Annotated in this window: 20 protein-coding genes; 17 read left to right on the plus strand and 3 right to left on the minus strand. The window is 62.7% G+C overall.

The genetic code is table 11. From position 1 onward, the window contains the following. Positions 1 to 3 precede the first annotated feature (3 nt). The 13 genes from qseG (at position 4) to ACJ8KE_RS19945 (ending at position 15,914) form a co-directional block, all read left to right on the plus strand. On the plus strand, positions 4 to 876 hold the full coding sequence (qseG, locus tag ACJ8KE_RS19885) for a two-component system QseEF-associated lipoprotein QseG (RefSeq protein ID WP_050072195.1): 873 nt from the start codon (positions 4 to 6) through the stop codon (positions 874 to 876). Next, positions 873 to 2,213, plus strand: coding sequence for a two-component system response regulator GlrR (gene glrR / locus ACJ8KE_RS19890; protein ID WP_004941361.1), 1,341 nt, complete (start codon positions 873 to 875; stop codon positions 2,211 to 2,213). Before qseG ends, glrR begins: the two co-directional genes overlap by 4 nt. A gap of 130 nt (positions 2,214 to 2,343) precedes the next feature. Then, positions 2,344 to 3,966 (plus strand): NAD+ synthase, encoded by a 1,623-nt coding sequence (locus ACJ8KE_RS19895; protein WP_442517357.1) that lies wholly within the window; start codon positions 2,344 to 2,346, stop codon positions 3,964 to 3,966. 11 nt (positions 3,967 to 3,977) lie between these two features. Then, a complete protein-coding gene (gene glnB / locus ACJ8KE_RS19900; protein ID WP_004847623.1) occupies positions 3,978 to 4,316 on the plus strand; it encodes a nitrogen regulatory protein P-II in 339 nt (112 codons plus the stop codon). 406 nt (positions 4,317 to 4,722) lie between these two features. Then, positions 4,723 to 5,646: a LysR substrate-binding domain-containing protein gene (locus ACJ8KE_RS19905; RefSeq protein WP_015378793.1), complete on the plus strand. Its 924-nt coding sequence runs from the start codon at positions 4,723 to 4,725 to the stop codon at positions 5,644 to 5,646. 115 nt (positions 5,647 to 5,761) lie between these two features. Next, complete coding sequence (locus ACJ8KE_RS19910; protein WP_016929778.1) at positions 5,762 to 7,225, plus strand: gamma-aminobutyraldehyde dehydrogenase; 1,464 nt, start codon at positions 5,762 to 5,764, stop codon at positions 7,223 to 7,225. A 73-nt stretch (positions 7,226 to 7,298) separates the two neighbouring features. Further along, positions 7,299 to 8,453, plus strand: coding sequence for a putative ABC transporter substrate-binding protein YdcS (gene ydcS, locus ACJ8KE_RS19915; protein WP_016929777.1), 1,155 nt, complete (start codon positions 7,299 to 7,301; stop codon positions 8,451 to 8,453). Positions 8,454 to 8,506: 53 nt separating this feature from the next. Next, a complete protein-coding gene (locus tag ACJ8KE_RS19920; protein ID WP_016929776.1) occupies positions 8,507 to 9,535 on the plus strand; it encodes an ABC transporter ATP-binding protein in 1,029 nt (342 codons plus the stop codon). Position 9,536: 1 nt separating this feature from the next. After that, positions 9,537 to 10,481, plus strand: coding sequence for an ABC transporter permease (locus tag ACJ8KE_RS19925; protein WP_016929775.1), 945 nt, complete (start codon positions 9,537 to 9,539; stop codon positions 10,479 to 10,481). Beyond that, positions 10,471 to 11,277 carry an ABC transporter permease gene (locus tag ACJ8KE_RS19930; protein ID WP_016929774.1) on the plus strand — a complete coding sequence of 269 codons (807 nt, stop codon included), beginning with the start codon at positions 10,471 to 10,473 and terminating at the stop codon, positions 11,275 to 11,277. Before ACJ8KE_RS19925 ends, ACJ8KE_RS19930 begins: the two co-directional genes overlap by 11 nt. 35 nt (positions 11,278 to 11,312) lie before the next feature. Beyond that, positions 11,313 to 12,737, plus strand: coding sequence for an aminobutyraldehyde dehydrogenase (gene patD / locus ACJ8KE_RS19935; RefSeq protein ID WP_033639609.1), 1,425 nt, complete (start codon positions 11,313 to 11,315; stop codon positions 12,735 to 12,737). 85 nt (positions 12,738 to 12,822) lie between these two features. Beyond that, positions 12,823 to 14,733: an NAD(P)/FAD-dependent oxidoreductase gene (locus ACJ8KE_RS19940; RefSeq protein WP_016929772.1), complete on the plus strand. Its 1,911-nt coding sequence runs from the start codon at positions 12,823 to 12,825 to the stop codon at positions 14,731 to 14,733. Next, positions 14,730 to 15,914 carry a cytochrome c gene (locus ACJ8KE_RS19945; RefSeq protein WP_016929771.1) on the plus strand — a complete coding sequence of 395 codons (1,185 nt, stop codon included), beginning with the start codon at positions 14,730 to 14,732 and terminating at the stop codon, positions 15,912 to 15,914. Before ACJ8KE_RS19940 ends, ACJ8KE_RS19945 begins: the two co-directional genes overlap by 4 nt. A 37-nt stretch (positions 15,915 to 15,951) precedes the next feature. On the opposite strand, the gene hmpA is transcribed toward ACJ8KE_RS19945, so the two are convergent. After that, the gene (gene hmpA / locus ACJ8KE_RS19950; RefSeq protein WP_261420286.1) at positions 15,952 to 17,142 is read right to left on the minus strand and encodes an NO-inducible flavohemoprotein; all 1,191 of its coding nucleotides are present in this window, start codon (positions 17,140 to 17,142) and stop codon (positions 15,952 to 15,954) included. Between the two features lie 357 nt (positions 17,143 to 17,499). Here hmpA and glyA point away from each other — a divergent pair, with 357 nt between their 5' ends. Continuing rightward, positions 17,500 to 18,753, plus strand: a complete 1,254-nt coding sequence (gene glyA / locus ACJ8KE_RS19955; RefSeq protein ID WP_004941389.1) for a serine hydroxymethyltransferase — start codon at positions 17,500 to 17,502, stop codon at positions 18,751 to 18,753. Positions 18,754 to 18,909: 156 nt separating this feature from the next. Next, on the plus strand, positions 18,910 to 20,055 hold the full coding sequence (locus ACJ8KE_RS19960; protein WP_016929769.1) for a 3-phenylpropionate MFS transporter: 1,146 nt from the start codon (positions 18,910 to 18,912) through the stop codon (positions 20,053 to 20,055). On the opposite strand, the gene csiE is transcribed toward ACJ8KE_RS19960, so the two are convergent. Further along, positions 20,056 to 21,321 (minus strand): stationary phase inducible protein CsiE, encoded by a 1,266-nt coding sequence (gene csiE, locus ACJ8KE_RS19965; protein ID WP_282677262.1) that lies wholly within the window; start codon positions 21,319 to 21,321, stop codon positions 20,056 to 20,058. It abuts the gene before it with no gap. 182 nt (positions 21,322 to 21,503) lie between these two features. On the opposite strand from csiE, the gene ACJ8KE_RS19970 reads away from it, so the two are divergent. Together ACJ8KE_RS19970 and ACJ8KE_RS19975 are read left to right on the plus strand one after the other, a co-directional pair. Next, positions 21,504 to 22,139 (plus strand): DUF1007 family protein, encoded by a 636-nt coding sequence (locus ACJ8KE_RS19970; protein ID WP_028127507.1) that lies wholly within the window; start codon positions 21,504 to 21,506, stop codon positions 22,137 to 22,139. Continuing rightward, positions 22,130 to 23,152, plus strand: a complete 1,023-nt coding sequence (locus tag ACJ8KE_RS19975; RefSeq protein WP_016929766.1) for a nickel/cobalt transporter — start codon at positions 22,130 to 22,132, stop codon at positions 23,150 to 23,152. Before ACJ8KE_RS19970 ends, ACJ8KE_RS19975 begins: the two co-directional genes overlap by 10 nt. A gap of 56 nt (positions 23,153 to 23,208) precedes the next feature. Here ACJ8KE_RS19975 and suhB read toward each other — a convergent pair whose 3' ends face one another. Then, positions 23,209 to 24,012 (minus strand): inositol-1-monophosphatase, encoded by an 804-nt coding sequence (suhB, locus tag ACJ8KE_RS19980; protein WP_004941400.1) that lies wholly within the window; start codon positions 24,010 to 24,012, stop codon positions 23,209 to 23,211. Between the last annotated feature and the right edge of the window lie 90 nt (positions 24,013 to 24,102).

Genomic DNA, 24,102 nt, shown 5'->3' on the forward strand with positions numbered 1-24,102 from the left:
ATAATGTACACATGGTCTAAGCGCCTTCGTCTTTCACAGACCGAACGTTCACCGCGTGCCACGCACAGAGCGCCGCTCGGCAAACGCCCGATCAGCTGGTTGGGCGCCGTTTTCTTTATGCCGCTGTTGCTGGCGGGCTGCGTCGATCGCGCCGTCAGCGGCGGCCTGAGCGCTCAGCAACAAGAGGCGATCCCGGATACCAAGGTGATCGATTACCGCACCGCGGCTTGCGATACCCTGTGGCAGTTGGACGACAAGGACGCGCTGGATAACGCGCTCTACTGGCTGCGCGCGATGGACTGCGCCGATCGCATCGGCTCAACCCAGGCGCGCGCGCTGGCGAAAACGGTGCCTGGCGACAGCTGGTCCGGCGTTTTCAAACAGAGCATCCTGCTGGGGAGCGCACAGCCGACCTCCGGCGAACGCCGCCAGATGATCGACAGGATCAACAGTTACCGGATGGAGTTCCCAGGCTCGCTGCGTCCACTGACGCAGCTGTGGCGCCAGCAGCAGATGCTGCAGATCACGCTGTTCGATGAGAAAGCGCGTTATCAGCATCTGCAGGAGAGCAGCGACAGCCAGATCGATTCGCTGCGCCAGAGCCAGGCGCGCTTGCAATCGCAGCTGCAGGACACCTCGCGCAAGCTGGAAAACCTGACCGACATCGAGCGCCAGCTCTCATCGCGCAAGCAGTTGCAAGGGGAAATACCGGACAACGGCGCGGGCTCGCAAAAGGGCGACGCCGCCGGTAAAAACGGCGCGGCCGCCAAAGGGGCTGAGCCGCAGGACGAACCAGAAAAGGGCACTGCGCTGCCGGTTGAACCGGAAGACACCTATACGCCGCACCCCGCCAATAAGGAGTCCCACGCGCAATGACCGCACGCAAACCGGCCAACCTGTTATTGGTTGACGACGATCCCAGCCTGCTGAAGCTGCTGGGTATGCGCCTGACCAGCGAAGGTTTTCACGTCACCACCGCCGAAAGCGGCCAGGAAGCGCTGCGCCTGCTGGCGCGCGAACAGATCGATCTGGTGATCAGCGATCTGCGCATGGATGAGATGGACGGCATGGCGCTGTTCGCCGAGATCCAAAAACATCAGCCGGGCATGCCGGTGATCATTCTCACCGCGCACGGTTCGATTCCCGATGCGGTGGCCGCCACCCAGCAGGGGGTGTTCAGCTTTCTCACCAAACCGGTGGATCGCGATGCGCTGTACAAGGCCATCGACGAGGCGCTCGCGCTGTCGGCCAGCCCGGCCGGCGACGATGCCTGGCGGGAAGACATCGTTACCCGCAGCCCGTTGATGCTGCGCCTGCTGGAGCAGGTGAAAATGGTGGCCCAGTCAGACGTCAGCGTGTTGATCAACGGCCAGAGCGGCACCGGTAAAGAGGTGGTGGCGCAGGCGATCCACGCGGCCAGCCCGCGCGCCAGCAAGGCGTTCATCGCCATCAACTGCGGCGCGCTGCCGGAGCAACTGCTGGAGTCCGAACTGTTCGGCCACGCCAAGGGCGCCTTCACCGGCGCGGTCAGCAGCCGCGAAGGGCTGTTCCAGGCGGCGGCGGGCGGCACGCTGTTCCTCGACGAGATCGGCGATATGCCGCTGTCGCTGCAGGTGAAGCTGCTGCGCGTGCTGCAGGAACGCAAGGTGCGGCCGCTCGGCAGCAATCGCGATCTGGACATTGACGTGCGCATCATCTCCGCCACCCACCGCGATCTGCAAAAGGCGATGGCGAAGAACGAGTTTCGCGAGGATCTCTACTACCGCCTCAACGTGGTGAACCTGAAGATCCCGGCGCTCAACGAGCGCGCCGAAGATATCCCGCTGCTGGCCAATCACCTGTTGCGCGAAGCGGCGCAGCGGCACAAGCCGTTCGTGCGCAGCTTCTCGACCGACGCCATGAAGCGGCTGATGACCGCCAGTTGGCCGGGCAACGTGCGTCAGCTGGTCAACGTCATCGAGCAGTGCGTGGCGCTGACCTCGGCGCCGGTGATTAGCGAAGCGTTGGTGGAGCAGGCGCTGGAAGGGGAAAACACCGCACTGCCGACTTTCGCCGAAGCGCGCAACCAGTTCGAGTTGCATTACCTGCGCAAGCTGCTGCAGATCACCAAGGGCAACGTGACCCAGGCCGCGCGCATGGCGGGCCGCAACCGCACCGAGTTTTACAAATTGCTGTCGCGCCACGAGCTGGACGCCAACGATTTTAAAGAATGACAGTTTCCCGCCGGCGCCTGCCACGCAGGTTCTCAACAAATCCGGCGGAATGATTTACACTCCGTTCTCTTTGCCGCGGCGCGCCCCGGCGTAGAGCACCATGGAACGTATTAAGCGGGATCGTACACAAATGAGCAGATCACTTTCCATCGCCCTGGCCCAGCTGAACCTGCTGGTCGGCGACATTGAAGGCAACACCGAACGCATGTTGCAAATCGTGCAGGAGCAGCAGAAGGCGGGAGCCGATCTGGTCATGTTCAGCGAACTGGCGCTGTCCGGCTACCCGCCGGAAGATCTGCTGTATCGCAATGATTTCTATGAGCGCTGTGATGCGCAGCTGCTGCGCCTGCAGCAGGCTTCCGCCGAGACGGCGATCCTGGTCGGCCACCCGTGGCGCGAAGGCGACAAGCTGTATAACGCGCTGTCGCTGTTCGCCGAAGGCCGCCTGCTGACCCGCTACTTCAAGCAGCAGCTGCCGAACTACGGCGTGTTCGATGAGAAGCGCTATTTCCACGCCGGCAACGACACCTGCGTGGTGGCGCTGAAAGGCTACCGTCTGGGGCTGCTGATTTGCGAAGATCTGTGGTTCCCTGAGCCGATCGACGCCGCCAAGGCGGCCGGCGCGGAGATTATCCTGTCGATCAACGCCTCGCCGTATAACCGCGAAAAACCGTATATCCGCAGAACGCTGATGGCCGGCCACTGCCAGCGCACCCAGCTGCCGCTGGTGTACCTCAACCAGGTCGGCGGCCAGGATGAGCTGATCTTCGACGGCTGCTCCAAGGTCTTCGACGCCGCCGGCACCATGACACACCGTCTGGCGGCTTTCGACGAGCAGGTGACCCGCCTGGAATTCAACGAGCTGGATGTGGTGCCGATGGCCGATCCGGCCGCCGAACTGCCGCAGCTGGCGCAGGTGTATCAGGCGCTGGTGCTGGCGGTGCGCGACTACGTGACCAAAAACGGCTTTAAAGGCGCGGTGCTGGGGCTGTCCGGCGGCATCGACTCGGCGCTGACGCTGGCGATCGCCGTGGATGCGTTGGGCAAAGACAAGGTGCAGGCGCTGATGATGCCATTCCGCTACACCGCGGATATCAGCATCGCCGACGCCAAGGAAGAGGCGGAAATCCTCGGCGTGGAGTTCGATATCGTCTCCATCGAACCGATGTTCGACGCCTTTATGGGCCAGCTGTCGCCGATGTTCGCCGGCACCGAGCGCGACACCACCGAAGAAAACCTGCAGGCGCGTTGCCGCGGGGTGGTGCTGATGGCGCTGTCCAACAAACGCCGCAGCATCGTGCTGACCACCGGCAACAAGAGCGAAATGGCGGTCGGTTACGCCACGCTGTACGGCGATATGGCCGGCGGTTTCGACGTGTTGAAAGACGTGCCGAAAACGCTGGTGTTCAAGCTGTCCGAATACCGTAACACCGTCTCCTACGTGATCCCGCAGCGGGTGATCGATCGTCCGCCGTCCGCCGAGCTGGCGCCGGATCAGGTCGATCAGGACAGCCTGCCGCCGTACGATATCCTGGATGCGATCCTGGAAGGCTACGTTGAGCGCGACAAGTCGGTCGCCGATCTGGTGGCCGAAGGGTTCGACGAAGCGATCGTGCGTAAGGTGATCCGCCTGGTGGACATCAACGAATACAAGCGGCGTCAGGCCGCCGTCGGGCCGCGCATCACCGCCCGTAACTTCGGCAAAGACCGCCGCTACCCCATCACATCCGGTTTTGGCCGCAAAAATTGGTAAAAGGAAAGAAGATGAAAAAGATCGACGCGATTATCAAGCCGTTCAAACTGGATGACGTCCGCGAAGCGCTGGCCGAAGTGGGCATCACCGGCATGACGGTCACCGAAGTGAAAGGCTTCGGCCGCCAGAAGGGCCACACCGAGCTGTACCGCGGCGCCGAATACATGGTCGACTTTCTGCCTAAGGTGAAGATCGAGATTGTGGTTGCCGACGACATCGTCGACACCTGCGTGGAAACCATCATGCAGACGGCGCAGACCGGCAAGATCGGCGACGGCAAAATCTTCGTCTTCGACGTGGCGCGCGTGGTGCGCATCCGTACCGGCGAGCAGGACGAAGAAGCGATCTGATCCTCCGCAGGATCATCGGCCATCAGGGCGCAGCGTGCTGCGCCCTTGTCATTTCTGTCCCCCGCACATCGCACTTCTTCGCCTCATTGTTCCCCCCATTTTTGCCTGTCGGCATTCTAAAAAAGCGAACGCTATCGCGTTTTTGATACTTTTCCCGATCGCTTCTCTCGCGAGATCTACAATCAACGTAACTATTTTGATTAAGGTGATCCCCAATGAATTTCAAGTTGCGGCTAGGCGGCAAGGGCGTGCATCCCCAGGAGCTTACTCAAGTAAGTGACTGGGGGGACAAATCTGCCGGGAGCAGATTTGAACGCTGCTCGCAGCGGCCCGTTAGGGCGTGGCCTACGGATGGGCCACGTAATAGCACGCAGACAACAACGCAGCGGCTTGAAAGGCGATGGGGATGATGACATTACGCCAAATCCGCCACTTCATCGCCGTGGCGGAAACCGGGTCGATCTCCGCCGGCGCCCAGGCGGTGTTTGTTTCCCAGTCTTCACTGACGCTGGCGATCCAGCAGCTGGAAACCGAGATCGGCGTGCGGCTGTTCGATCGCCACGCCAAGGGCATGACGCTGACCCATCAGGGGCACCAATTTTTGCGCCAGTCGTATCTGATCCTGGCGACGGTGGACAACGCCAAGCGCAGCCTGCAGATCGGCACCGAAAGCCTGACCGGCAAGCTGACTATCGGCGTCACCAGCCTGGTGGCCGGTTACTTCCTGGTGGAGTTGCTCACGCGCTTTAAATCGGCTTATCCCAACGTCACCGTGCAGGTGGTTGAAGACGAACGTCCGTACATCGAGCATCTGCTGGTCAGCGGCGAGATCGATATCGGCGTGCTGATCTTGTCGAATATCGAAGACCGCGACGCGTTGCAGACCGAGGTGCTGATGCACTCGCCGTATCGTCTGTGGCTGCCGCCGCTGCACCCGCTGCTGGAGCACGAGAGCATCAGCCTGGCAGACGTGGCCAAACAGCCGCTGATCCAGCTCAACGCCGATGAAATGGACGTGCACGCGCGGCGCATCTGGGCGCGCGCCGGGCTGAAGCCGGAGATCGCCATGAAGACCGCCTCGACCGAGGCGGTGCGCAGCCTGGTGGCGGCGGGGATGGGCGTCTCCATCCAACCGGACATGGCGTACCGCGCCTGGTCGCTGGAGGGCAACATGATCGAGGCGCGCAAGCTGGACGATTTGCTGGAGCCGCTGGATATCGGGTTGGCATGGCGGCGCGGCAGCGCGCGGCCGGAGCTGGTGACGCCGTTCCTCACCATCGCGCGCGAGAACGGCAGCAAACACGCCGCCGGGCTTAAGCATTCGATTTAATCGAACGCGTCGTTCAGTATTTAGAATTTGTTGCCCGCCAGAGGCTCGCTTAGGCTGATTAAAACTAACTTATTCACATTTGGTTAACGTTTTTGTCACTTAGGGGCGTCAGGCGATGGCGGATGTGCAGGTTCTCTCAGGTTTGTCCTGTCAGCAGTTCATTAACGGTCAGCTTATCGACGGCGAAGGCCAGCAGGAGTGCATCGTCAATCCGGCCAACGGCGAGACGCTGATCGCCCTTACCGAAGCCTCTTCGGCGCAGGTCGGCAGCGCGGTGAAAGCCGCGCAGCAGGCGTTTGGCCATTGGTCGCGCACTACGCCGGCCCAGCGTGCCACGCTGTTGCTGCGCATCGCCGACGCCATCGAGCGGCAGGCGCCGCAGCTGGCGCAGCTGGAAGCCCTCAACTGCGGCAAACCGCTGCATCAGGCGCTCAATGACGATCTGCCGGCGGCGGTCGACGTGTTCCGCTTCTTCGCCGGCGCGGTGCGTACGCAGCAAGGGCAACTGGCCGGTGAGTATGTGCCGGGCCACACCTCGATGATCCGCCGCGATCCGATCGGCGTGGTGGCCTCGATCGCCCCCTGGAACTATCCGCTGATGATGGCGGCGTGGAAGATTGCGCCGGCGTTGGCGGCGGGCAATACCGTGGTGTTCAAACCGTCCGAGCACACGCCGCTGACCATTTTGGCGCTGGTGCCGGCGCTGCAGGAGATCCTGCCGCCGGGCGTGCTGAATATCGTCTACGGCGGCGGGGAAGGGGTCGGCAGCCAGCTGGTGGGGCACCCGCAGGTGCGGCTGGTGTCGGTCACCGGCGATATCGTCACCGGGCAAAAAATTCTCCAGGCGGCGGCCAAAAGCGTCAAGCGCACTCATCTGGAGCTGGGGGGCAAAGCGCCGGTGATCGTCTGCGACGACGCCGATCTCGACGAGGTGGTCAACGGCATTCGCACCTACGGCTATTACAACGCCGGCCAGGACTGCACCGCCGCCTGCCGCATCTACGCGCAGGCGGGCATCTATCCCAAACTGGTGGACGCGCTGGGCGAAGCGGTCGCCAGCCTGCGTTTCGCCCGCAAGCGCGATCAGGACAACGAGATCGGCCCCTTGATCAGCAGCCGCCAGCGCGATCGCGTCGCCAGCTTTGTCGAGCGGGCGCTCAGCCAACCGCATATCGAATTGATCACCGGCGCCGCGGCGCACTCCGGGCCGGGATTCTACTATCAGCCGACCCTGCTGGCGGGCTGCCTGCAAAGCGACGAGATCGTGCAGCGCGAGGTGTTTGGCCCGGTGGTCAGCGTCACGCGCTTCGAACACCTGGAGCAGGCGGTCGCGTGGGCCAACGACTCGGAATACGGCCTGGCCTCGTCGGTGTGGACGCAAAATATCGATCGGGCGCTGCACATCGCCGCTCATCTGCAGTACGGCAGCACCTGGATCAACACCCATTTCACCTTGGCGAGCGAAATGCCGCACGGCGGCCTGAAACGCTCCGGCTACGGCAAGGATCTGTCCAGCGATTCGCTGCAGGATTACAGCGTTGTCAGGCACGTAATGGCGAAGTTCAAAGCCGGCTTCTAACGGTTATATCAAGAAAAATCAGGCGGCAGCCGTTCCCTGCCGCATACCGATAAGCAACACAGGGGTAATTACGATGGCAAAAACTACCGCAGTCACCACCACCGTCTCCGCGCTCTGTCTCACCGTGCTGTGCGGCTTGGCCCAGGCGGCCGACCTGCCGCAGTCGCTGGGCAAAGGTGAAGGCCGGCTGGACATCATCGCCTGGCCCGGCTACATCGAACGCGGCCAGTCCGACAAAAACTACGACTGGGTCACCCAGTTTGAGAAGCAAACCGGCTGTGCGGTGAACGTGAAGACCGCCGCCACCTCCGATGAAATGGTCAGCCTGATGGCCAAGGGCGGCTACGATCTGGTGACCGCCTCCGGCGACGCCTCGCTGCGCCTGATCTTCGGCAAGCGGGTGCAGCCGATCAATACCGCGCTGATCCCGAACTGGAAGAACATCGATCCGCGCCTGTTGAACGGCGCCTGGTACACCGTGGACGGCAAAACCTACGGCACCCCGTACCAGTGGGGGCCGAACCTGCTGATGTACAACACCAAAACCTTCCCGACGCCGCCGGACAGCTGGGCGGTGATCTTCCAGCAGCAGAACCTGCCGGACGGCAAGAGCAACCAGGGCCGGGTGCAGGCTTATGACGGCCCGATCTACATCGCCGACGCGGCGTTGTTCCTGAAGGCCACCCAGCCGCAGCTCGGCATCAGCGATCCTTATCAGCTCAACGAAGAGCAGTATCAGGCGGCGCTGAAGCTGCTGCGCAGCCAGCACGCGCTGATCCACCGCTACTGGCACGACACCTCGGTGCAGATGAGCGACTTTAAAAACGAAGGCGTGGTGGCCTCCAGCGCCTGGCCGTATCAGGCCAACGCCCTGAAGGGCGAGGGGCAGCCGATCGCCACCGTGTTCCCGAAAGAGGGCGTGACCGGCTGGGCGGATACCACCATGTTGCACAGCGACGCCAAACACCCGAGCTGCGCCTACCAGTGGATGAACTGGTCGCTGGAGCCGAAGGTGCAGGGTGATGTGGCGGCCTGGTTCGGGTCGGTGCCGGCTTCGCCGGCGGGCTGTAAGGCCAGCGCGCTGCTGGGTGAGAAGGGCTGCGAAACCAACGGCTTTAACCAGTTCGATAAAATCGCCTTCTGGAAAACGCCGCAGGCGCAGGGCGGCAAGTTTGTGCCATACAGCCGCTGGACCCAGGATTACATCGCCATCATGGGCGGCCGCTAAGCCGCGGGGCGCAGCCCGCTGCGCCCGAATTACATCAGAATGGAGCACAGAAAATGACCATTGCCGTGCAATTCATCGATGTTTCGCGGACTTTCGGCGATGTTCGCGCCGTGGATCGGGTATCCATCGACATTCAGGACGGGGAATTCTTCTCCATGCTCGGGCCGTCCGGCTCGGGCAAAACCACCTGCCTGCGCCTGATCGCCGGCTTTGAACAGCTCACTTCCGGCTCGATTCGCATCCACGGCCAGGAAGCCGCCAACCTGCCGCCGTACCAGCGCGACGTGAACACCGTGTTTCAGGATTACGCGCTGTTTCCGCACATGTCGGTGCTGGAAAACGTCGCCTACGGCCTGATGGTGAAGGGCGTCGCCAAACGCGAGCGGCTGGCGCGGGCGCAAGAGGCGCTGGAGAGCGTGGCGCTCGGTTTCGTCGCCGAACGCAAGCCGGCGCACCTGTCTGGCGGCCAGCGGCAGCGCGTGGCGCTGGCACGCGCGCTGGTCAATCGGCCGCGGGTGCTGCTGCTGGACGAACCGCTCGGCGCGCTGGATCTCAAGCTGCGCGAGCAGATGCAGGGCGAGCTGAAGAAGCTGCAGCGCCAGCTGGGCATCACCTTTATCTTCGTCACCCACGATCAAAGCGAAGCGCTGTCGATGTCCGATCGGGTGGCGGTGTTCAATAACGGCCGCATCGAACAGGTGGATACGCCGCGCGAGCTTTACATGCGGCCGAAGACGCCGTTCGTCGCCGAGTTCGTCGGCACCTCCAACGTGGTGCGCAGCGAGCTGGCGCAGCGCCTGCTCGGCGAAAGCCGAACCTTCTCGATCCGGCCGGAACATATCCGCCTGCTGGAGCAAGGCGGCGCGGCGCAGGACGAGATCCAGGTGCAGGGCACGCTGCAGGAAATCCATTACCAGGGCGCGGCCACGCGCTATGAAATCGCGCTGAACGGCGGCGAAAAGCTGCTGGTCAGCCAGGCCAATCCGCAGTGGATCGCCGATGGGCAACAGCGGCAGATCGGCCAGCCGATCGTCGCCTGCTGGCCGCGCGCGGCGATGGTGCCGCTGCTGGAGGAGAGGTGAGATGGACATGAGCATCGATTCCCCCCCGGCGCGCGGCGGTACCGTGCGCGCGCTGTCGACCTGGCTCTATCGCCGGCCGACGCTGTATCTGCTGTTACTGCTGGTGCCGCCGCTGCTGTGGTTCGGCGCGGTGTACCTCGGTTCGCTGCTGACGCTGCTGTGGCAAGGGTTTTACACCTTCGACGATTTCACCATGGCGGTGACGCCGGATCTGACCTTCGCCAACCTGGCGGCGCTGTTCAACCCGGCCAACTACGACATCATCCTGCGCACGCTGACCATGGCGGTGCTGGTGTCGCTGGCCAGCGCGGCGCTGGCGTTCCCCATCGCCTATTATATGGCGCGTTACACCAGCGGCCGCGTCAAGGCGTTCTTTTACATCGCCGTGATGATGCCGATGTGGGCCAGCTATATCGTCAAAGCCTATGCCTGGACTTTGCTGCTGGCGAAAGATGGCGTGGCGCAGTGGTTCCTGCAGCACCTGGGGCTGGAGCCGCTGTTGGCGTCGCTGCTGACGGTGCCCGGCGTCGGTGGCAACACGCTGTCGACCTCGGGGCTGGGGCGTTTTCTGGTGTTCGTTTATATCTGGCTGCCGTTCATGATCCTGCCTATCCAGGCGGCGCTGGAGCGCCTGCCGCCCTCGCTGCTGCACGCCTCGGCGGATCTGGGCGCCCGGCCGGCGCAGACCTTCCGCCACGTCATTTTGCCGCTGGCGGTGCCGGGCATCGCCGCCGGATCGATCTTCACCTTTTCGCTGACGCTGGGCGACTTTATCGTGCCGCAGCTGGTGGGGCCGCCGGGCTATTTCATCGGCAGCATGGTGTACGCCCAGCAGGGCGCGATCGGCAATATGCCGATGGCCGCGGCCTTTACGCTGGTGCCGATCGTCCTGATCGCCATCTATCTTTCCATCGTCAAACGTCTGGGGGCTTTCGATGCACTCTGAACGCGCGCCCTTAGGGCTGAAGCTGGCCGCCTGGGGCGGACTTGTCTTCCTGCATTTCCCGTTGGCGATCATCGCCATCTACGCCTTCAACACCGAGGACGCGGCCTTCAGCTTCCCGCCGAAGGGCTTCACGCTGCACTGGTTTAACGTCGCCGCCGGGCGGCAGGACATTATCGATGCGGTGCTGCTGTCGGCGCAGATAGCCTGCCTGGCGACCGCCATCGCGCTGGTGCTCGGCACCCTGGCGGCGGCGGCGCTGTATCGGCGCGATTTCTTCGGCAAAGACAGCATTTCGCTGCTGTTGCTGCTGCCGATCGCGCTGCCGGGGATCGTCACCGGCCTGGCGCTGCTGGCGGCGTTCAAGGCGCTGAACATCGAGCCCGGCATCCTGACCATCGTCGTCGGCCATGCGACGTTCTGCGTGGTGATCGTGTTCAACAACGTTATCGCCCGATTCCGCCGCACCTCGTACAGCCTGATCGAAGCGTCGATGGATCTCGGCGCCGACGGCTGGCAAACCTTCCGCTATGTGATCCTGCCGAATCTCGGCTCGGCGCTGCTGGCCGGCGGCATGCTGGCGTTTGCGCTGTCGTTCGATGAAATCATCGTGACCACCTTTACCGCCGGCCACGAGCGCACGCTGCCGCTGTGGCTGCTGAACCAGCTCGGCCGCCCGCGCGACGTGCCGATCACCAACGTGGTGGCGCTGTCGGTGATGCTGTTGACCATGCTGCCGATCCTCGGCGCTTACTACCTGACCAAAGGTGGAGAAAGCGTCGCCGGCAGCGGCAAATAATTTCCTTACCCGACCTCTGATAAAAGGATAACCCTATGCAAAGCCAACTGTTGATTGACGGCCAACTGGTGAATGGCCAGGGCGCCACCCAGCCGGTGTATAACCCGGCGACCGGCGAAGTGATCGCGCAGGTGGCGGAGGCCAGCCCGGAGCAGGTCGATCGCGCGGTGCTGGCGGCGGACGCCGCGTTCGCCGCCTGGGGGCAAACCACGCCGAAGGAGCGCGCCGAGCATCTGCTCAAACTGGCGGATCTGATCGACGAGCATGCCGAGACCTTCGCCAGGCTGGAGTCGCTCAACTGCGGCAAGCCTTATCACTGCGTATTGAATGACGAACTGCCGGCGGTGGCCGACGTGTTTCGCTTCTTCGCCGGGGCCAGCCGCTGCCTGACCGGCATGGCCGCCGGCGAGTATCTGGCCGGGCATACCTCGATGATCCGCCGCGATCCGCTCGGCGTGGTGGCCTCGATCGCGCCGTGGAACTACCCGCTGATGATGGCGGCCTGGAAACTGGCGCCGGCGCTGGCGGCGGGCAACTGCGTGGTGATCAAGCCGTCGGAGCAGACGCCGCTGACCACCTTCAAACTGGCCGAACTGGCCGCCGGGCTGTTCCCGCCGGGCGTGCTCAACGTACTGTTCGGGCGCGGCGCCAGCGTGGGCGATCGGTTGACCGGGCATGACAAGGTGCGCATGGTGTCGCTGACCGGCTCGATCGCCACCGGCGAGCACATCATCGCCCACACCGCCGCCGGCATTAAGCGCACCCATATGGAGCTGGGCGGCAAGGCGCCGGTGCTGGTGTTTGACGACGCCGATCTGCAGCAGGTGGTGGACGGCATTCGCGGCTTCGGTTTCTACAACGCCGGGCAGGATTGCACCGCCGCCTGCCGCATCTACGCGCAGAAAAACATTTATCCCGAGCTGGTCAAGCGGCTGGGCGAGGCGGTGGCCAGCCTGAAGATCGGCGCGCCGGACGACGAGAGCACCGAGCTGGGGCCGTTGATTACCGCCCAGCATCTGGAGCGGGTGGCCGGTTTTGTCGAGCGAGCCAAAGCGTTGCCGCACGTGCAGGTGGTGACCGGCGGCGAGAAGGTGAAGGGGCCGGGCTACTATTTCCAGCCGACGCTGCTGGCCGGCGCGCGCCAGGACGATGAGATCGTGCAGCGCGAAGTGTTCGGCCCGGTGGTGACGGTGACGCCGTTCGACGACGAAGAGCAGGTGCTGGCCTGGGCGAACGAATCCAACTACGGCCTGGCGTCGTCCGTGTGGACCCGCGACGTGGGCCGCGCGCATCGCTTAAGCGCCCGCCTGCAATACGGCTGCACCTGGGTGAACACCCACTTCATGCTGGTGAGCGAAATGCCGCACGGCGGCCAGAAATTGTCCGGCTACGGCAAGGATATGTCGATGTACGGGCTGGAGGATTACACGGCTATTCGTCATGTCATGTTCAAACATTGATTTTACAGTAATTATCCGCACAATAGCGCGGCCTTCGAGCCGGCTCCGGCCGGCTGATGATAATAAAAATTGAAAGGAAGCCTATATGGGTATCACCAGACGAGATTTTCTCAACGGAGTGGCGATCACCATCGCCGCCGGGTTGACGCCGCTGCAAATCTTGCGCGCGTCGCCGCAAACCGCCAATCAAACCCTGTACTATCCGCCGGCGCTGACCGGGCTGCGGGGCAATCATCCGGGCTCGTTCGAGCATGCGCACCAGCTGGGGCGCGACGGCAAAACCTTTGATTTCGGCAGCGTGCCCGCCGTTGAAGAGTTCGATCTGGTGGTGGTGGGCGCCGGCATCAGCGGGCTGGCGGCCGCCTGTTTCTGGCAGCAGCTGAAAGGCGAGCAGCAGCGCATTCTTTTGATCGACAACCACGACGACTTCGGCGGCCACGCCAAGCGCAACGAGTTCAACAGCGACGACGGCATGCTGCTCGGCTACGGCGGCAGCGAATCGCTGCAGTCGCCGCGCTCCAACTTCAGCCCGGTGGCTATGGGGCTGCTGCGCAAGCTCGGCGTCGATATCGACCAACTGGAGCAGGCTTTCGACACCACCTTCTACCCGGATTTGAATTTGAGCCGCGGGGTTTACTTCGATCGCAAGAACTTCGGCGTCGACAAGGTGGTGAGCGGCGATCCGGGCCGCACGGTGGCGGACGACATTCCGCGCGATCGCCTCAACGGCCGCTCTTATGAAGCGTTCATCGGCGATTTCCCGCTGCCGGAAAGCGATCGCCAGGCGCTGATCGCGCTGCACACGGTGGAGAAAGACTATCTGCCGGAGATGACGCTGGAGCAGAAGGTCGACTGGCTCGACAGCCACAGCTACACCCAGTTCCTGCGCGAGAAGGTGGGCCTGAGCGAACTGGCGATCCGTTATTTCCAGCAGACCACCAACGATTTCCAGGCGGTGGGCATCGACGGCACGTCGTGCAGCGATGCGCGCATTTGCGATCTGCCGGGCCTGAACGGCATGAATCTGCCGCCGCTGGACGAAGAGTCGCAGGCGGATCTCGACGATCCTTACGTGTTCCACTTCCCGGACGGCAACGCCACGCTGGCGCGCCTGATGGTGCGCCAACTGATCCCGGCGGTGGCGCCGGCCGGCAAGGACATGAACGACGTGGTGCTGGCTAAATTCGACTACAGCCAGCTCGATCGGCCGGAATCGCCGGTGAAGCTGCGTTTGAACAGCACCGGGCTGCACGCGGCCAACGTCGGCGACAAGGTGGAAGTCACCTACATGACCGGCGAGAAGATGACCAAAGTGCGCGCCGGACAGGTGGTGATGGCCGGCTACAACATGATGATCCCGTATCTGGTGCCGGAGATGGCGCACGAGCAGCAGGAGGCGCTGAAGCAGAACGTCAAGGCGCCCCTGGTGTACAGCAAGGTGGTGATCCGCAACTGGCAGCCGTTCATCAAGCTGGGCGTGCACGAGGTCTATTCGCCGGCCGCGCCGTACAGCCGCGTGAAGCTGGATTATCCGGTGAGCATGGGCGGCTATCAGCACCCGCGCGATCCGGATCGGCCGATCGGCTTGCATATGGTGTATGTGCCGACGCTGCCGGGCAGCGGCCTCAGCACGCGCGAACAGTCGCGCAAAGGGCGCGCGCTGCTGCTGGGCACGCCGTTCGAAGTGCACGAACAGATGATCCGCGAACAGCTGCAGGGCATGCTGGGCGAGGCCGGTTTCGATCATCAGCGCGACATTCAGGCGATCACTGTCAACCGCTGGTCACACGGTTACTCCTACTTCCTTAACGGGCTGTTTGATGACGAAGACGAAGCCAAGAAAATCATCGAAACGGCGCGGCAGCCGATCGGCAAGATCGCTATCGCCAACTCCGATGCCGACTGGAGCCCGTACGCCAACTCGGCGATCGATCAGGCGTGGCGTGCGGTGAATGAACTGGCCTACGGCAAGATTGCCGCCAAGGAGGGAGCATGAGTCTGCGCTCGCTGTACCTGTTGAGCCTGCTGGCCGCCGGCGGTTCTGCCCAGGCGATGTCGGCCGGGGAATACGTCGCCAAAGCCGGTGACTGCACCGCCTGCCATACCGCGCCGGGCGGCGCAGAATTGGCGGGCGGCATGAAGTTTCCGACGCCGCTCGGGGCTATCTACGCCACCAACATCACGCCGGACAAGCTGCACGGCATCGGCGCCTATTCGTTCGAGGAGTTCGATCGCGCCATGCGTCAGGGGGTGGCCAAAGACGGCCACCGGCTCTACCCGGCGATGCCGTACACCTCGTACGCCAAAATGAGCGCGGAAGACATGCGCGCGCTGTATGACTATCTGATGAATGAGGTGCCGGCGCAGAACGTCGCCAACCGGGACAGCGACATCAGCTGGCCGCTGTCGATGCGCTGGCCGCTGGCGGTGTGGAATCAGCTGTTCCACGACGACCAGCCGTATCAGGCGGATCCGCAGCAAAGCGCCGAGTGGAACCGCGGCGCTTATCTGGTGCAGGGCGCGGGCCACTGCGGCAGCTGCCATACGCCGCGCGGCTGGGCGATGCAGGAGAAGGGGCTGGACGGCAAGGAACCGGTGTTCCTGAGCGGCGCCGAGCTGGACGGCTGGTACGCCTCCAATCTGCGCGGGCTGCCGCCGGAAGAGGTGACGGCGCTGCTGAAGACCGGCCGCAGCCGCCATGCGGCGGTCGCCGGGCCGATGAGCGAGGTGGTGACCCACAGCACGCAGTACCTCAGCGACGGCGATCTGAACGCCATCGCGGTGTACCTGCGCAGCCTGGCGCCGGACACCGCCGCCAAAGCCGCTGCGCCTGTCGTGCAGGCGGATAATTCGGGCGGCAAGGCGACCTATGCGATGTACTGCTCGACCTGCCACGGCAATAAAGGTGAAGGCACCGACTTCGCCATTCCGGCGCTGGCGGGCAACGCCACGGTAACGGCGGACAATCCGCTGACCGCGCTGCGGGTGGTGCTGGAAGGGGCGCATACGCCGATCACGCAGCAGGCGATGGCGTTCGACATGCCGGCTTACGGCTGGGCGTTGAACGATCGTCAAGCGGCGGATCTGATGAGCTATCTGCGGGGAAGCTGGGGCAACCAGGCGGCGCCGGTGACGGTGCAGCAGGTCCAGGACGCGCGCCAACTGCAGGCGAAATGAAGAGGGAGCGCGGTCTGACGGCCGCGCTCCGCACGCATTACAGCACTTTATGCGGGCCGAAGCATTCGTAGTGGATGCGCTCGGCCTCTACCCCCATCTCCAGCAGCTGTTTGCCCACGAACTGCATGAAGGCCACCGGGCCGCAGAAGTAATAGTGCATCTGCGGATCGGCCAGGCTGCCTTGCAGCGCGCTCAAATCCATCAATCCGCGGCTGTGGTAGTCGCGGCCTTCCACGTCATCGGCACCCGGCTCGCGGTACCACACATGGCGGCTCAGATTCGGCATGCGCCCGGCAATATCCGCCACTTCATCGGCAAAGGCGTGCACGCTGCCGTTTTCCGCCGCGTGCAGCCAGTGGACCTGCGCCTGATGTTGGCTGTCGTGCAGGGTGTTGAGCATGCCGAGCATTGGGGTTTGGCCAACGCCGGCGGAGATCAGCGCCACCGGCGTAGTCGGCTTCACGTCGAGGAAGAAGTCGCCGTGCGGCGGGGCGATGTAGATCACGTCGCCTTCCTGCGCCTGCTGGTGCAGGTAGTTGGACACTTTACCCTGATCTTCACGCTTCACCGCGATGCGGTAGAACTCGCCGTTCGGCGAGGTGGTCAGCGAGTACTGGCGAATTTCCTGATGCTCCAGGCTGTCGTGCTTGATGTAAACCGCCAGGTATTGCCCCGGTTTGAAGTCCGCCACCCGGCCGCCGTCCACCGGTGCCAGCACGAAGCTGCAGATCACGTCGCTCTGCGGCTGTTTCTTCAGGATGCGGAATGCGCGCAGATCGCGCCAGCCGCCGTTGTCGGTTTCGCTCTGCTGATAAATCTGCTCTTCACGCTGGATAAATACGTTGGCCAGCACGCCGTAGGCTTTGCCCCAGGCGTCCAAGACTTCCTGGCCCGGGCTGAACATTTCGTCCAGCGTCGCCAGCAGGTGACCGCCGACGATTTGGTACTGCTCCGGCTGGATATTGAAGCTGGTGTGCTTCTGCGCGATACGCTCCACCGCCGGCAGCAGCGCCGCCAGGTTCTCGATGTTGGCGGCATAGGCGCAGATGGCGTCGAACAGCGCCTGACGCTGATCGCCGTTGCGCTGATTGCTCATATTGAAAATGTCTTTCAATTCCGGGTTGTGGGCGAACATGCGATCGTAAAAGTGGGCGGTCAGCTTCGGCCCGGTTGCTGCCAGCAGGGGAATGGTGGATTTCACGGTGGCGATGGTTTGGCTATCCAGCATGGGGGCGCTCCTTGGGTTGGGATCTTGACGACAATTGTAATGATGTATTTTAAATGCATCTTATTGGGTTCCGCGCCGCTTGTAAATACCCTTGTTTTCGTTGCGGTGTTCTTCGGGCGTCGATCGCGCTCACAGAACATGAAAAAAGCGCATTGTTCGCATGAGGAAATGTCCGTTGATAAACGGGAGCGTTTCGCGGATCAAAGCCTTGCGCCGCCTTAAGCCAATCGTTTGCGTAAAAACCTCTGTCAAGACCTATCTTCGGTAGGGCGAAACGGTTTACACTGTGACCCAGAACCCAAACGGGTAGTTATTTGGTGATTTTTTAGTTAGCTGATTTAAGTCAGGAGATGCCGGATGTTAAAGCGTGAAATGAACATTGCCGATTACGATGCGGAACTGTGGCGTGCCATGGAGCAGGAAGTGGTGCGTCAGGAAGAGCACATCGAGCTGATCGCGTCTGAGAACTACACCAGCCCGCGCGTAATGCAGGCTCAGGGTTCCCAGCTGACCAACAAATACGCTGAAGGCTATCCGGGCAAGCGTTACTACGGCGGCTGCGAATACGTGGATATCGTTGAGCAGTTGGCTATCGACCGCGCCAAAGAGTTGTTCGGCGCCGATTACGCCAACGTGCAGCCGCACTCCGGCTCCCAGGCTAACTTCGCCGTTTACACCGCGCTGCTGCAGCCGGGCGACACCATTCTGGGCATGAACCTGGCGCACGGCGGCCACCTGACCCACGGTTCCCCGGTTAACCTGTCCGGCAAACTGTATAACGTGGTGCCTTACGGCATCGACGACAAAGGTCAAATCGACTATGACGATCTGGCCAAACAGGCGCAAACCCACAAGCCGAAAATGATCATCGGCGGCTTCTCCGCCTACTCTGGCGTGGTTGACTGGGCCAAAATGCGCGAAATCGCCGACAGCATCGGCGCTTACCTGTTCGTCGACATGGCGCACGTGGCCGGCCTGATCGCCGCCGGCGTGTACCCGAACCCGGTGCCGCACGCGCACATCGTCACCACCACCACCCACAAAACCCTGGCGGGCCCGCGCGGCGGCCTGATCCTGGCGAAGGGCGGCGACGAAGAGCTGTACAAGAAGCTGAACTCCGCCGTGTTCCCTGGCGGCCAGGGCGGCCCGCTGATGCACGTGATCGCCGGCAAGGCGGTGGCGCTGAAAGAAGCGATGGAGCCTGAGTTCAAGGTTTACCAGCAGCAAGTGGCGGTCAACGCCAAGGCGATGGTGGAAGTGTTCCTGCAGCGCGGCTACAAAGTGGTCTCCGGCGGCACCCATAACCACCTGTTCCTGCTGGATCTGGTCGACAAAAACCTGACCGGTAAAGAAGCTGACGCCGCCCTGGGCCGCGCCAACATCACCGTCAACAAAAACAGCGTGCCGAACGATCCGAAGAGCCCGTTCGTTACCTCCGGCGTGCGTATCGGCACCCCGGCCGTCACCCGTCGCGGCTTCAAAGAAGCCGACGTGCGCGAACTGGCCGGTTGGATCTGTGATGTGCTGGACAACATCAACGATGAAGCCACCATCGAACGCACCAAGAAGAAAGTGCTGGATATCTGCGCCCGCCTGCCGGTTTACGCCTAATCCCGCTTTCGCCTGACAAAACCCGCTGCGGCGGGTTTTTTTATGGCCGCTTGCGGCAAACTGTGAGCTGTCTGGCACTCTAACGCATTGAAGTGGAATGAAGATTGCGGGTCGGTGTGAGCTCTGTCAAAGTATTGCCCTCACACCGGAGGGATCATGGTTCTGCAATCCACGCGTTGGCTCGCGCTCAGTTATTTCACCTACTTTTTTTCCTACGGCATCTTCTTACCGTTCTGGGGCGTGTGGCTGAAAGGCGAGGGCATCGCGCCCGAAACCATCGGCATATTGCTCGGCGCCGGTTTGGTGGCCCGCTTCCTCGGCAGTTTACTGATTGCTCCCCGCGTTAAAGATCCCTCTCATCTGGTCGCCGCCCTGCGCCTGCTGGCGCTGCTGACCCTGGCTTTCGCGGTTGGCTTCTGTTTCGGCAACGGTTGGGGCTGGCTGATGCTGGTGATAGCGGGGTTCAACCTGTTCTTCTCGCCGCTGGTGCCGCTGACCGACGCGCTGGCCGCCACCTGGCAAAAGCAGATCCGCATGGACTACGGCCGGGTGCGGCTGTGGGGCTCGCTGGCGTTCGTCATCGGCTCGGCGCTGACCGGGCAACTGGTGGCGGTGTGGGGCCATAACGCCATTCTCTACAGCCTGATCCTCAGCGTGCTGGCGATGCTGCTGGGCATGCTGCTGAAGCCGAGCGTGATGCCGCAGGGCGAAGCGCGCACGCACGGCGGGGCCGAGCGTTCGCTGTGGGCGCTGCTGAAAGAGGGGCCGGTGTGGCGCTTCCTGCTGTGCGTCACGCTGCTGCAGGGCGCGCACGCCGGCTACTACAGCTTCGGCTCCATTTACTGGCAGGAGGCGGGCTATTCGGCCTCGACCATCGGTTATCTGTGGTCGCTGGGCGTGGTGGCGGAAGTGATTATTTTCGCCAGCAGCAACGTGCTGTTCCGCCGCTGGAATGCGCGCAACCTGCTGCTGCTTTCCGCCTGTTGCGGCGTGTTGCGCTGGAGCCTGATGGCCTACAGCACCGAGCTGGGTTGGCTGCTGCTGATCCAAATCCTGCACTGCGGCACCTTCACCGTCTGCCATCTGGCGGCGATGCGCTTTATCGCCGCGCGCCAGGGGCAAGAGGTGATCCAACTGCAGGCGGTGTATTCGGCGCTGGCGATGGGCGGCGGCATCGCCGTCATGACGGTCATTGCCGGGTTCCTGTTCGAACATTGGCAGGGCGGGGTGTTCTGGGTGATGGCGGCGGTCGCGGTGCCGGCCTTGTTCATCCGGCCGCCGGCGGTCAGCGTCAGCCGGTGATTAAGGGGCTTCCAGCAGCGCGCGGATGGCCTGGCGCTGGCGGTTTTCCAGCGGCAGTTCGGTATAGATCAGCGGCGGGTGCGGAGCGCTGTGCACCGCCGCGTAGGGGGTGATCACCAGCGTGACGCCCTGCGGCGCTCCGCCGCACAGATAGTCGCTCAGCGGCAGATATTTGATGTTCAGCGGCAGCAGCGTGAGCTCGCGGATCTGATATTCCACCTCCTCTTCCAGCTGCGGGTTGTCCAGCGTCAGCAACAGCACCTGTTTTTCCTGCAGCGCGTTGTCCTGCATCAGCCAGGCGCCGAAGCTGATGGCCACCAGGCCCGCCTCCTCGTTGGAAAAATGCACGCCGTACTCCTGTTCCAGCGGTTTCAGCGCTTCCTGCGTGGTGCGCATCAGCCGCGGGTATTTGCGCACCACGTCTTCCAGCAGCATATTGTCGATGCCGATGGCGAAACGGCAGCGCTCCAGCGCCGGCGCCAGGTGGGCGAACAGCTGGCTGACCAGCTCCGCCTTGTTGCTGAAGGCCATGTCGGAAAGCTGCTGGAAACGCTCGACCATGCTGTCGATCGCCGTCATCAACCGCTGCTCTTGCGCCGAGTCATTGCTGTGGTAGCTGTGATTTTTCAACAGGGTGAAGGTCAGCGCCAAAAAATCGCGCTCGTCTGCCTGCGGCGGCTGGTTAAACAGCCGGTTGCAGGCCTGATGCAGCCAGGCGGCGGCTTGCTGCTCCGGCTTTTGCCGCAGCCAGTCGCGTTGAACGGCGTCGAAACGCGGATGCTGCTGCAGGCGATTTTGCCAGGCGCAGTAGAGCAGGTAATGCTGCAGAAATTGGCGGTCGCGCGCGTCGAAGTGGCGGTTAAGCAGCGGCCCGCAGGCGTCGATCGCCTCCGCCAGCGCAGACGTCGGGACGGCATAGGCCGCCAGCGCTTGCCTCAGGCGCGGGGCGAAGTCGCTTTCGACAAACAGCGGGCTGCAGCGCAGCGCCCGCCGCAGCCAATGGATCAGGCACAGGCGTTGGTCAAGCGCGCTGCCCCGCAGTTGGTAGCCATGGTCGGGATCGACGGCGATCTCCAGGTGATGGAAACGCTGGATTTCACTGGCTACCTCGGCTATATCTTGCCGGGTTATCGGGGGGGCGACGCCGTTGATTCGGCTTAGGGTCTCCAGTTGTAACTCGGGCTCCGGCGTGTACAGCATCAGCAGCAGATGGCAGCGCCGTTGTTGTCCGGAGAGCGCGGGCACGGGAGAGGTGTCCAGGCTCATTATCACCTTCCGGCATAAAAGGTTGCGATTATGCCTAAGCATAGCAAAAGGCTTTGCAACGTCAGGATGACAGCGCGGCTTTTACTTCGGCTTACAACTTTCGTCACAAATATCGCCGGGAGAGGCGGGCCGTTCGGCAGTTATTTGTGTTACGTTATAACAAATGCAGGTAAGACAGGATAATGATGAAGTTACGTCGTCTTTTGGCTGCTTTCGGCGCCGTGTTCAGCGCCGGTGCGATCGCGCATCCACACAGCTTTATCGACATGAACACCACCTTTGTCGCCAAGGACCAGCGGCTGGTCGGCCTGAAAATGGTGTGGGTGATGGATGAAATCACCTCGGCGGATCTGCTCTACGATGCGAAAAACGCCAAGAGCGATTCGGAAGTATGGAAAAAGCTGGCGGCGGAAGTGATGGCCAATGTGCTGGGGCAGCACTATTTCACCGATCTTTACCGCGACGGCAAGCCGGTGAAATACCTGAACTTGCCCAGCGAATATCACCTGTCGCGCCAGGGCAACCAGGCGGTGCTGGAGTTCGTGCTGCCGTTGGCCGAACCGCAGCCGCTGGCGGGCAAGCCGTTCGAACTTTCTACTTACGATCCGACTTATTTCGTGGATATGACCTATAAAGATCAAAATGCGCTGCATTTGCCGCCGGAGATGGCGCAGCAGTGCAGCTACAAGCTGATGACGCCGCAGCCGAATGCGTCGCTGCAGGCCTATGCGCTGTCGCTCGACAAGAACGACTCGCCCGGTGAAGACCTGGCGCTGGGGCAGCAGTTCGCCCAGCGGGTGACGCTGCAATGTCGCTGAATCTCTCGCAACCGACGACGAGCCGGCGCCACTGGGCCTTCGGCCTGTGGCCGCTGCTGCCGTTTACGCTGGCGCTGGCGGCCGCCGCGCTGCTGGCGTGGCACTATTGGCCGCAGCTGCTGATGCAGAGCGTGGTATGGCAAAAAGCGCTGCACCAGCAGATGGCGGGGCTATTGCAGCAGGTGAAGGCCGCGCCGCAGCAGGCCGGGCTGGCGCTGATGCTGTTCAGCCTCGGCTATGGCGTCTTGCATGCGCTCGGCCCCGGCCACGGCAAAGTGGTGATCGCCACCTATCTGGCCACCCATCCGGCGCGGCTGAAAAGCAGCCTGAAGCTGACCTTCGCCGCTTCGCTGGTGCAGGGCGGGGTGGCGATCGCGCTGGTCACGTTGATGCTGGTGGTGTTACAGCTCTCTTCGCGCCAGCTGCATCAAAGCAGTTTCTGGCTGGAGAAGGGCAGCTTTATCCTGGTGATGCTGCTTGGCGTGCTGCTGAGTTGGCGCGCGCTGAAACGCCTGTTTGCGGCGATCAAGGCGATGCGCCCGGCGCCGGCGCTGCGCATCAACAGCCTGACGCCGCTGGCGGCGGATCATGTGCACAGCGCCAATTGCGGCTGCGGCCACCGGCATCTGCCGAGCGACAGCGAGCTGCAGGCGGGAAGCGATTGGCGCACTCAGGCCGCCATCGTGCTGGCGATGGGCATGCGTCCCTGTTCGGGAGCGATTTTGGTGTTGCTGTTTTCCAAGGTGATCGGCGTGTTCGGCTGGGGAGTGATCTCCGCGCTGGCGATGGCGTTCGGCACCTCGTTGACCATCTCCATGCTGGCGCTGCTGGTGCATTACAGCCGCCGGCTGGCGGTGCGCCTCAGCCGTTCGCGCGCGCCCGCCGCCTGGAGCGCGGTGGCCTGGGGGGCGCTGGCGCTGGCCGGCGGTCTGATCCTGTTGGCCGCCGGGCTGTTGCTGTACGTCAGCGCGCAGCCGGAATTCGGCGGCGGCATCCGCCCCTTCTCCCGCTAACGGGCATAAAAAAAGCGCTGCATCGGCAGCGCTTTTTTTCGATTCGCTTCTGGCGATTAACGCTTCAGCGCTTCGCTCAGTTCTTCACGCATGGTGGCCAGCATGGCTTTCACCACGCGCGGGTTGCCTGCGACCACGTTGCCGGAGCTGAAGTGATTGTGGCCGCCGACGAAGTCGGTGACCAGGCCGCCGGCTTCACGCACCAGCAGTTCGCCTGCGGCGAAGTCCCACGGCTTCAGGCCGATTTCGAAGAAACCGTCCACGCGGCCGGCGGCGACATAGGCCAGATCCAGCGCAGCGGAACCGGTGCGGCGGAAGTCCGCGCACTGGGTGAACAGCTTGCCGACGATATTGATGTAAGGCGTGGCGTGCTGTTTGACTTTAAACGGGAAGCCGGTCGCCAGGATGGTGCCATCCAGATCTTTGGCGTTGGTGCCGCGCAGACGGTAACCGTTGAGCTGTGCGCCCTGGCCGCGCGTGGCGGTGAACAGTTCGTTGCGCATCGGATCGTAAACCACGGCCACTTCGGTACGGCCTTTGATGCGTACGGCGATGGAAACGGAGAAATGAGGGAAACGTTTGATGAAGTTTGCAGTGCCATCCAGTGGATCGATCACCCATTGCACATCGCGATCTTCGCCGATCAGCTCACCGCGTTCTTCGCTCACGATACTGTGTTGCGGATAAGACTTGCGGATGACGTCGATGATCAGATGCTCTGCATCGCGATCGACGTTGGTGACGAAGTCATTGGTCCCTTTCTGGCTCGCTTCTACAGCGTCCGGGGTTTCGTAGTTTTTGGCAATCAGGTTACCGGCCTTGCGCGCAGCGCGCACGGCGATAGTCAGCATCGGATGCATGGGTATCTTCCAACTAGGATGTTAAAGAACAGGAAACGGCGCGAAGTATAGCAGCTGTTCGGCAAATTGCCTACGGCTGTGTTAAGATGC

This window comes from Serratia sp. CY56464 (assembly GCF_052168435.1).
Classification (GTDB): Bacteria; Pseudomonadota; Gammaproteobacteria; order Enterobacterales; family Enterobacteriaceae; genus Serratia; species Serratia marcescens.

Coding starts and splice junctions, on each gene's coding strand:
- qseG (WP_050072195.1), top strand. CDS start 4: ATGTACACATGGTCTAAGCGCCTTCGTCTTTCACAGACCGAACGTTCA.
- glrR (WP_004941361.1), top strand. CDS start 873: ATGACCGCACGCAAACCGGCCAACCTGTTATTGGTTGACGACGATCCC.
- ACJ8KE_RS19895 (WP_442517357.1), top strand. CDS start 2,344: ATGAGCAGATCACTTTCCATCGCCCTGGCCCAGCTGAACCTGCTGGTC.
- glnB (WP_004847623.1), top strand. CDS start 3,978: ATGAAAAAGATCGACGCGATTATCAAGCCGTTCAAACTGGATGACGTC.
- ACJ8KE_RS19905 (WP_015378793.1), top strand. CDS start 4,723: ATGATGACATTACGCCAAATCCGCCACTTCATCGCCGTGGCGGAAACC.
- ACJ8KE_RS19910 (WP_016929778.1), top strand. CDS start 5,762: ATGGCGGATGTGCAGGTTCTCTCAGGTTTGTCCTGTCAGCAGTTCATT.
- ydcS (WP_016929777.1), top strand. CDS start 7,299: ATGGCAAAAACTACCGCAGTCACCACCACCGTCTCCGCGCTCTGTCTC.
- ACJ8KE_RS19920 (WP_016929776.1), top strand. CDS start 8,507: ATGACCATTGCCGTGCAATTCATCGATGTTTCGCGGACTTTCGGCGAT.
- ACJ8KE_RS19925 (WP_016929775.1), top strand. CDS start 9,537: ATGGACATGAGCATCGATTCCCCCCCGGCGCGCGGCGGTACCGTGCGC.
- ACJ8KE_RS19930 (WP_016929774.1), top strand. CDS start 10,471: ATGCACTCTGAACGCGCGCCCTTAGGGCTGAAGCTGGCCGCCTGGGGC.
- patD (WP_033639609.1), top strand. CDS start 11,313: ATGCAAAGCCAACTGTTGATTGACGGCCAACTGGTGAATGGCCAGGGC.
- ACJ8KE_RS19940 (WP_016929772.1), top strand. CDS start 12,823: ATGGGTATCACCAGACGAGATTTTCTCAACGGAGTGGCGATCACCATC.
- ACJ8KE_RS19945 (WP_016929771.1), top strand. CDS start 14,730: ATGAGTCTGCGCTCGCTGTACCTGTTGAGCCTGCTGGCCGCCGGCGGT.
- hmpA (WP_261420286.1), bottom strand. CDS start 17,142: ATGCTGGATAGCCAAACCATCGCCACCGTGAAATCCACCATTCCCCTG.
- glyA (WP_004941389.1), top strand. CDS start 17,500: ATGTTAAAGCGTGAAATGAACATTGCCGATTACGATGCGGAACTGTGG.
- ACJ8KE_RS19960 (WP_016929769.1), top strand. CDS start 18,910: ATGGTTCTGCAATCCACGCGTTGGCTCGCGCTCAGTTATTTCACCTAC.
- csiE (WP_282677262.1), bottom strand. CDS start 21,321: ATGAGCCTGGACACCTCTCCCGTGCCCGCGCTCTCCGGACAACAACGG.
- ACJ8KE_RS19970 (WP_028127507.1), top strand. CDS start 21,504: ATGATGAAGTTACGTCGTCTTTTGGCTGCTTTCGGCGCCGTGTTCAGC.
- ACJ8KE_RS19975 (WP_016929766.1), top strand. CDS start 22,130: ATGTCGCTGAATCTCTCGCAACCGACGACGAGCCGGCGCCACTGGGCC.
- suhB (WP_004941400.1), bottom strand. CDS start 24,012: ATGCATCCGATGCTGACTATCGCCGTGCGCGCTGCGCGCAAGGCCGGT.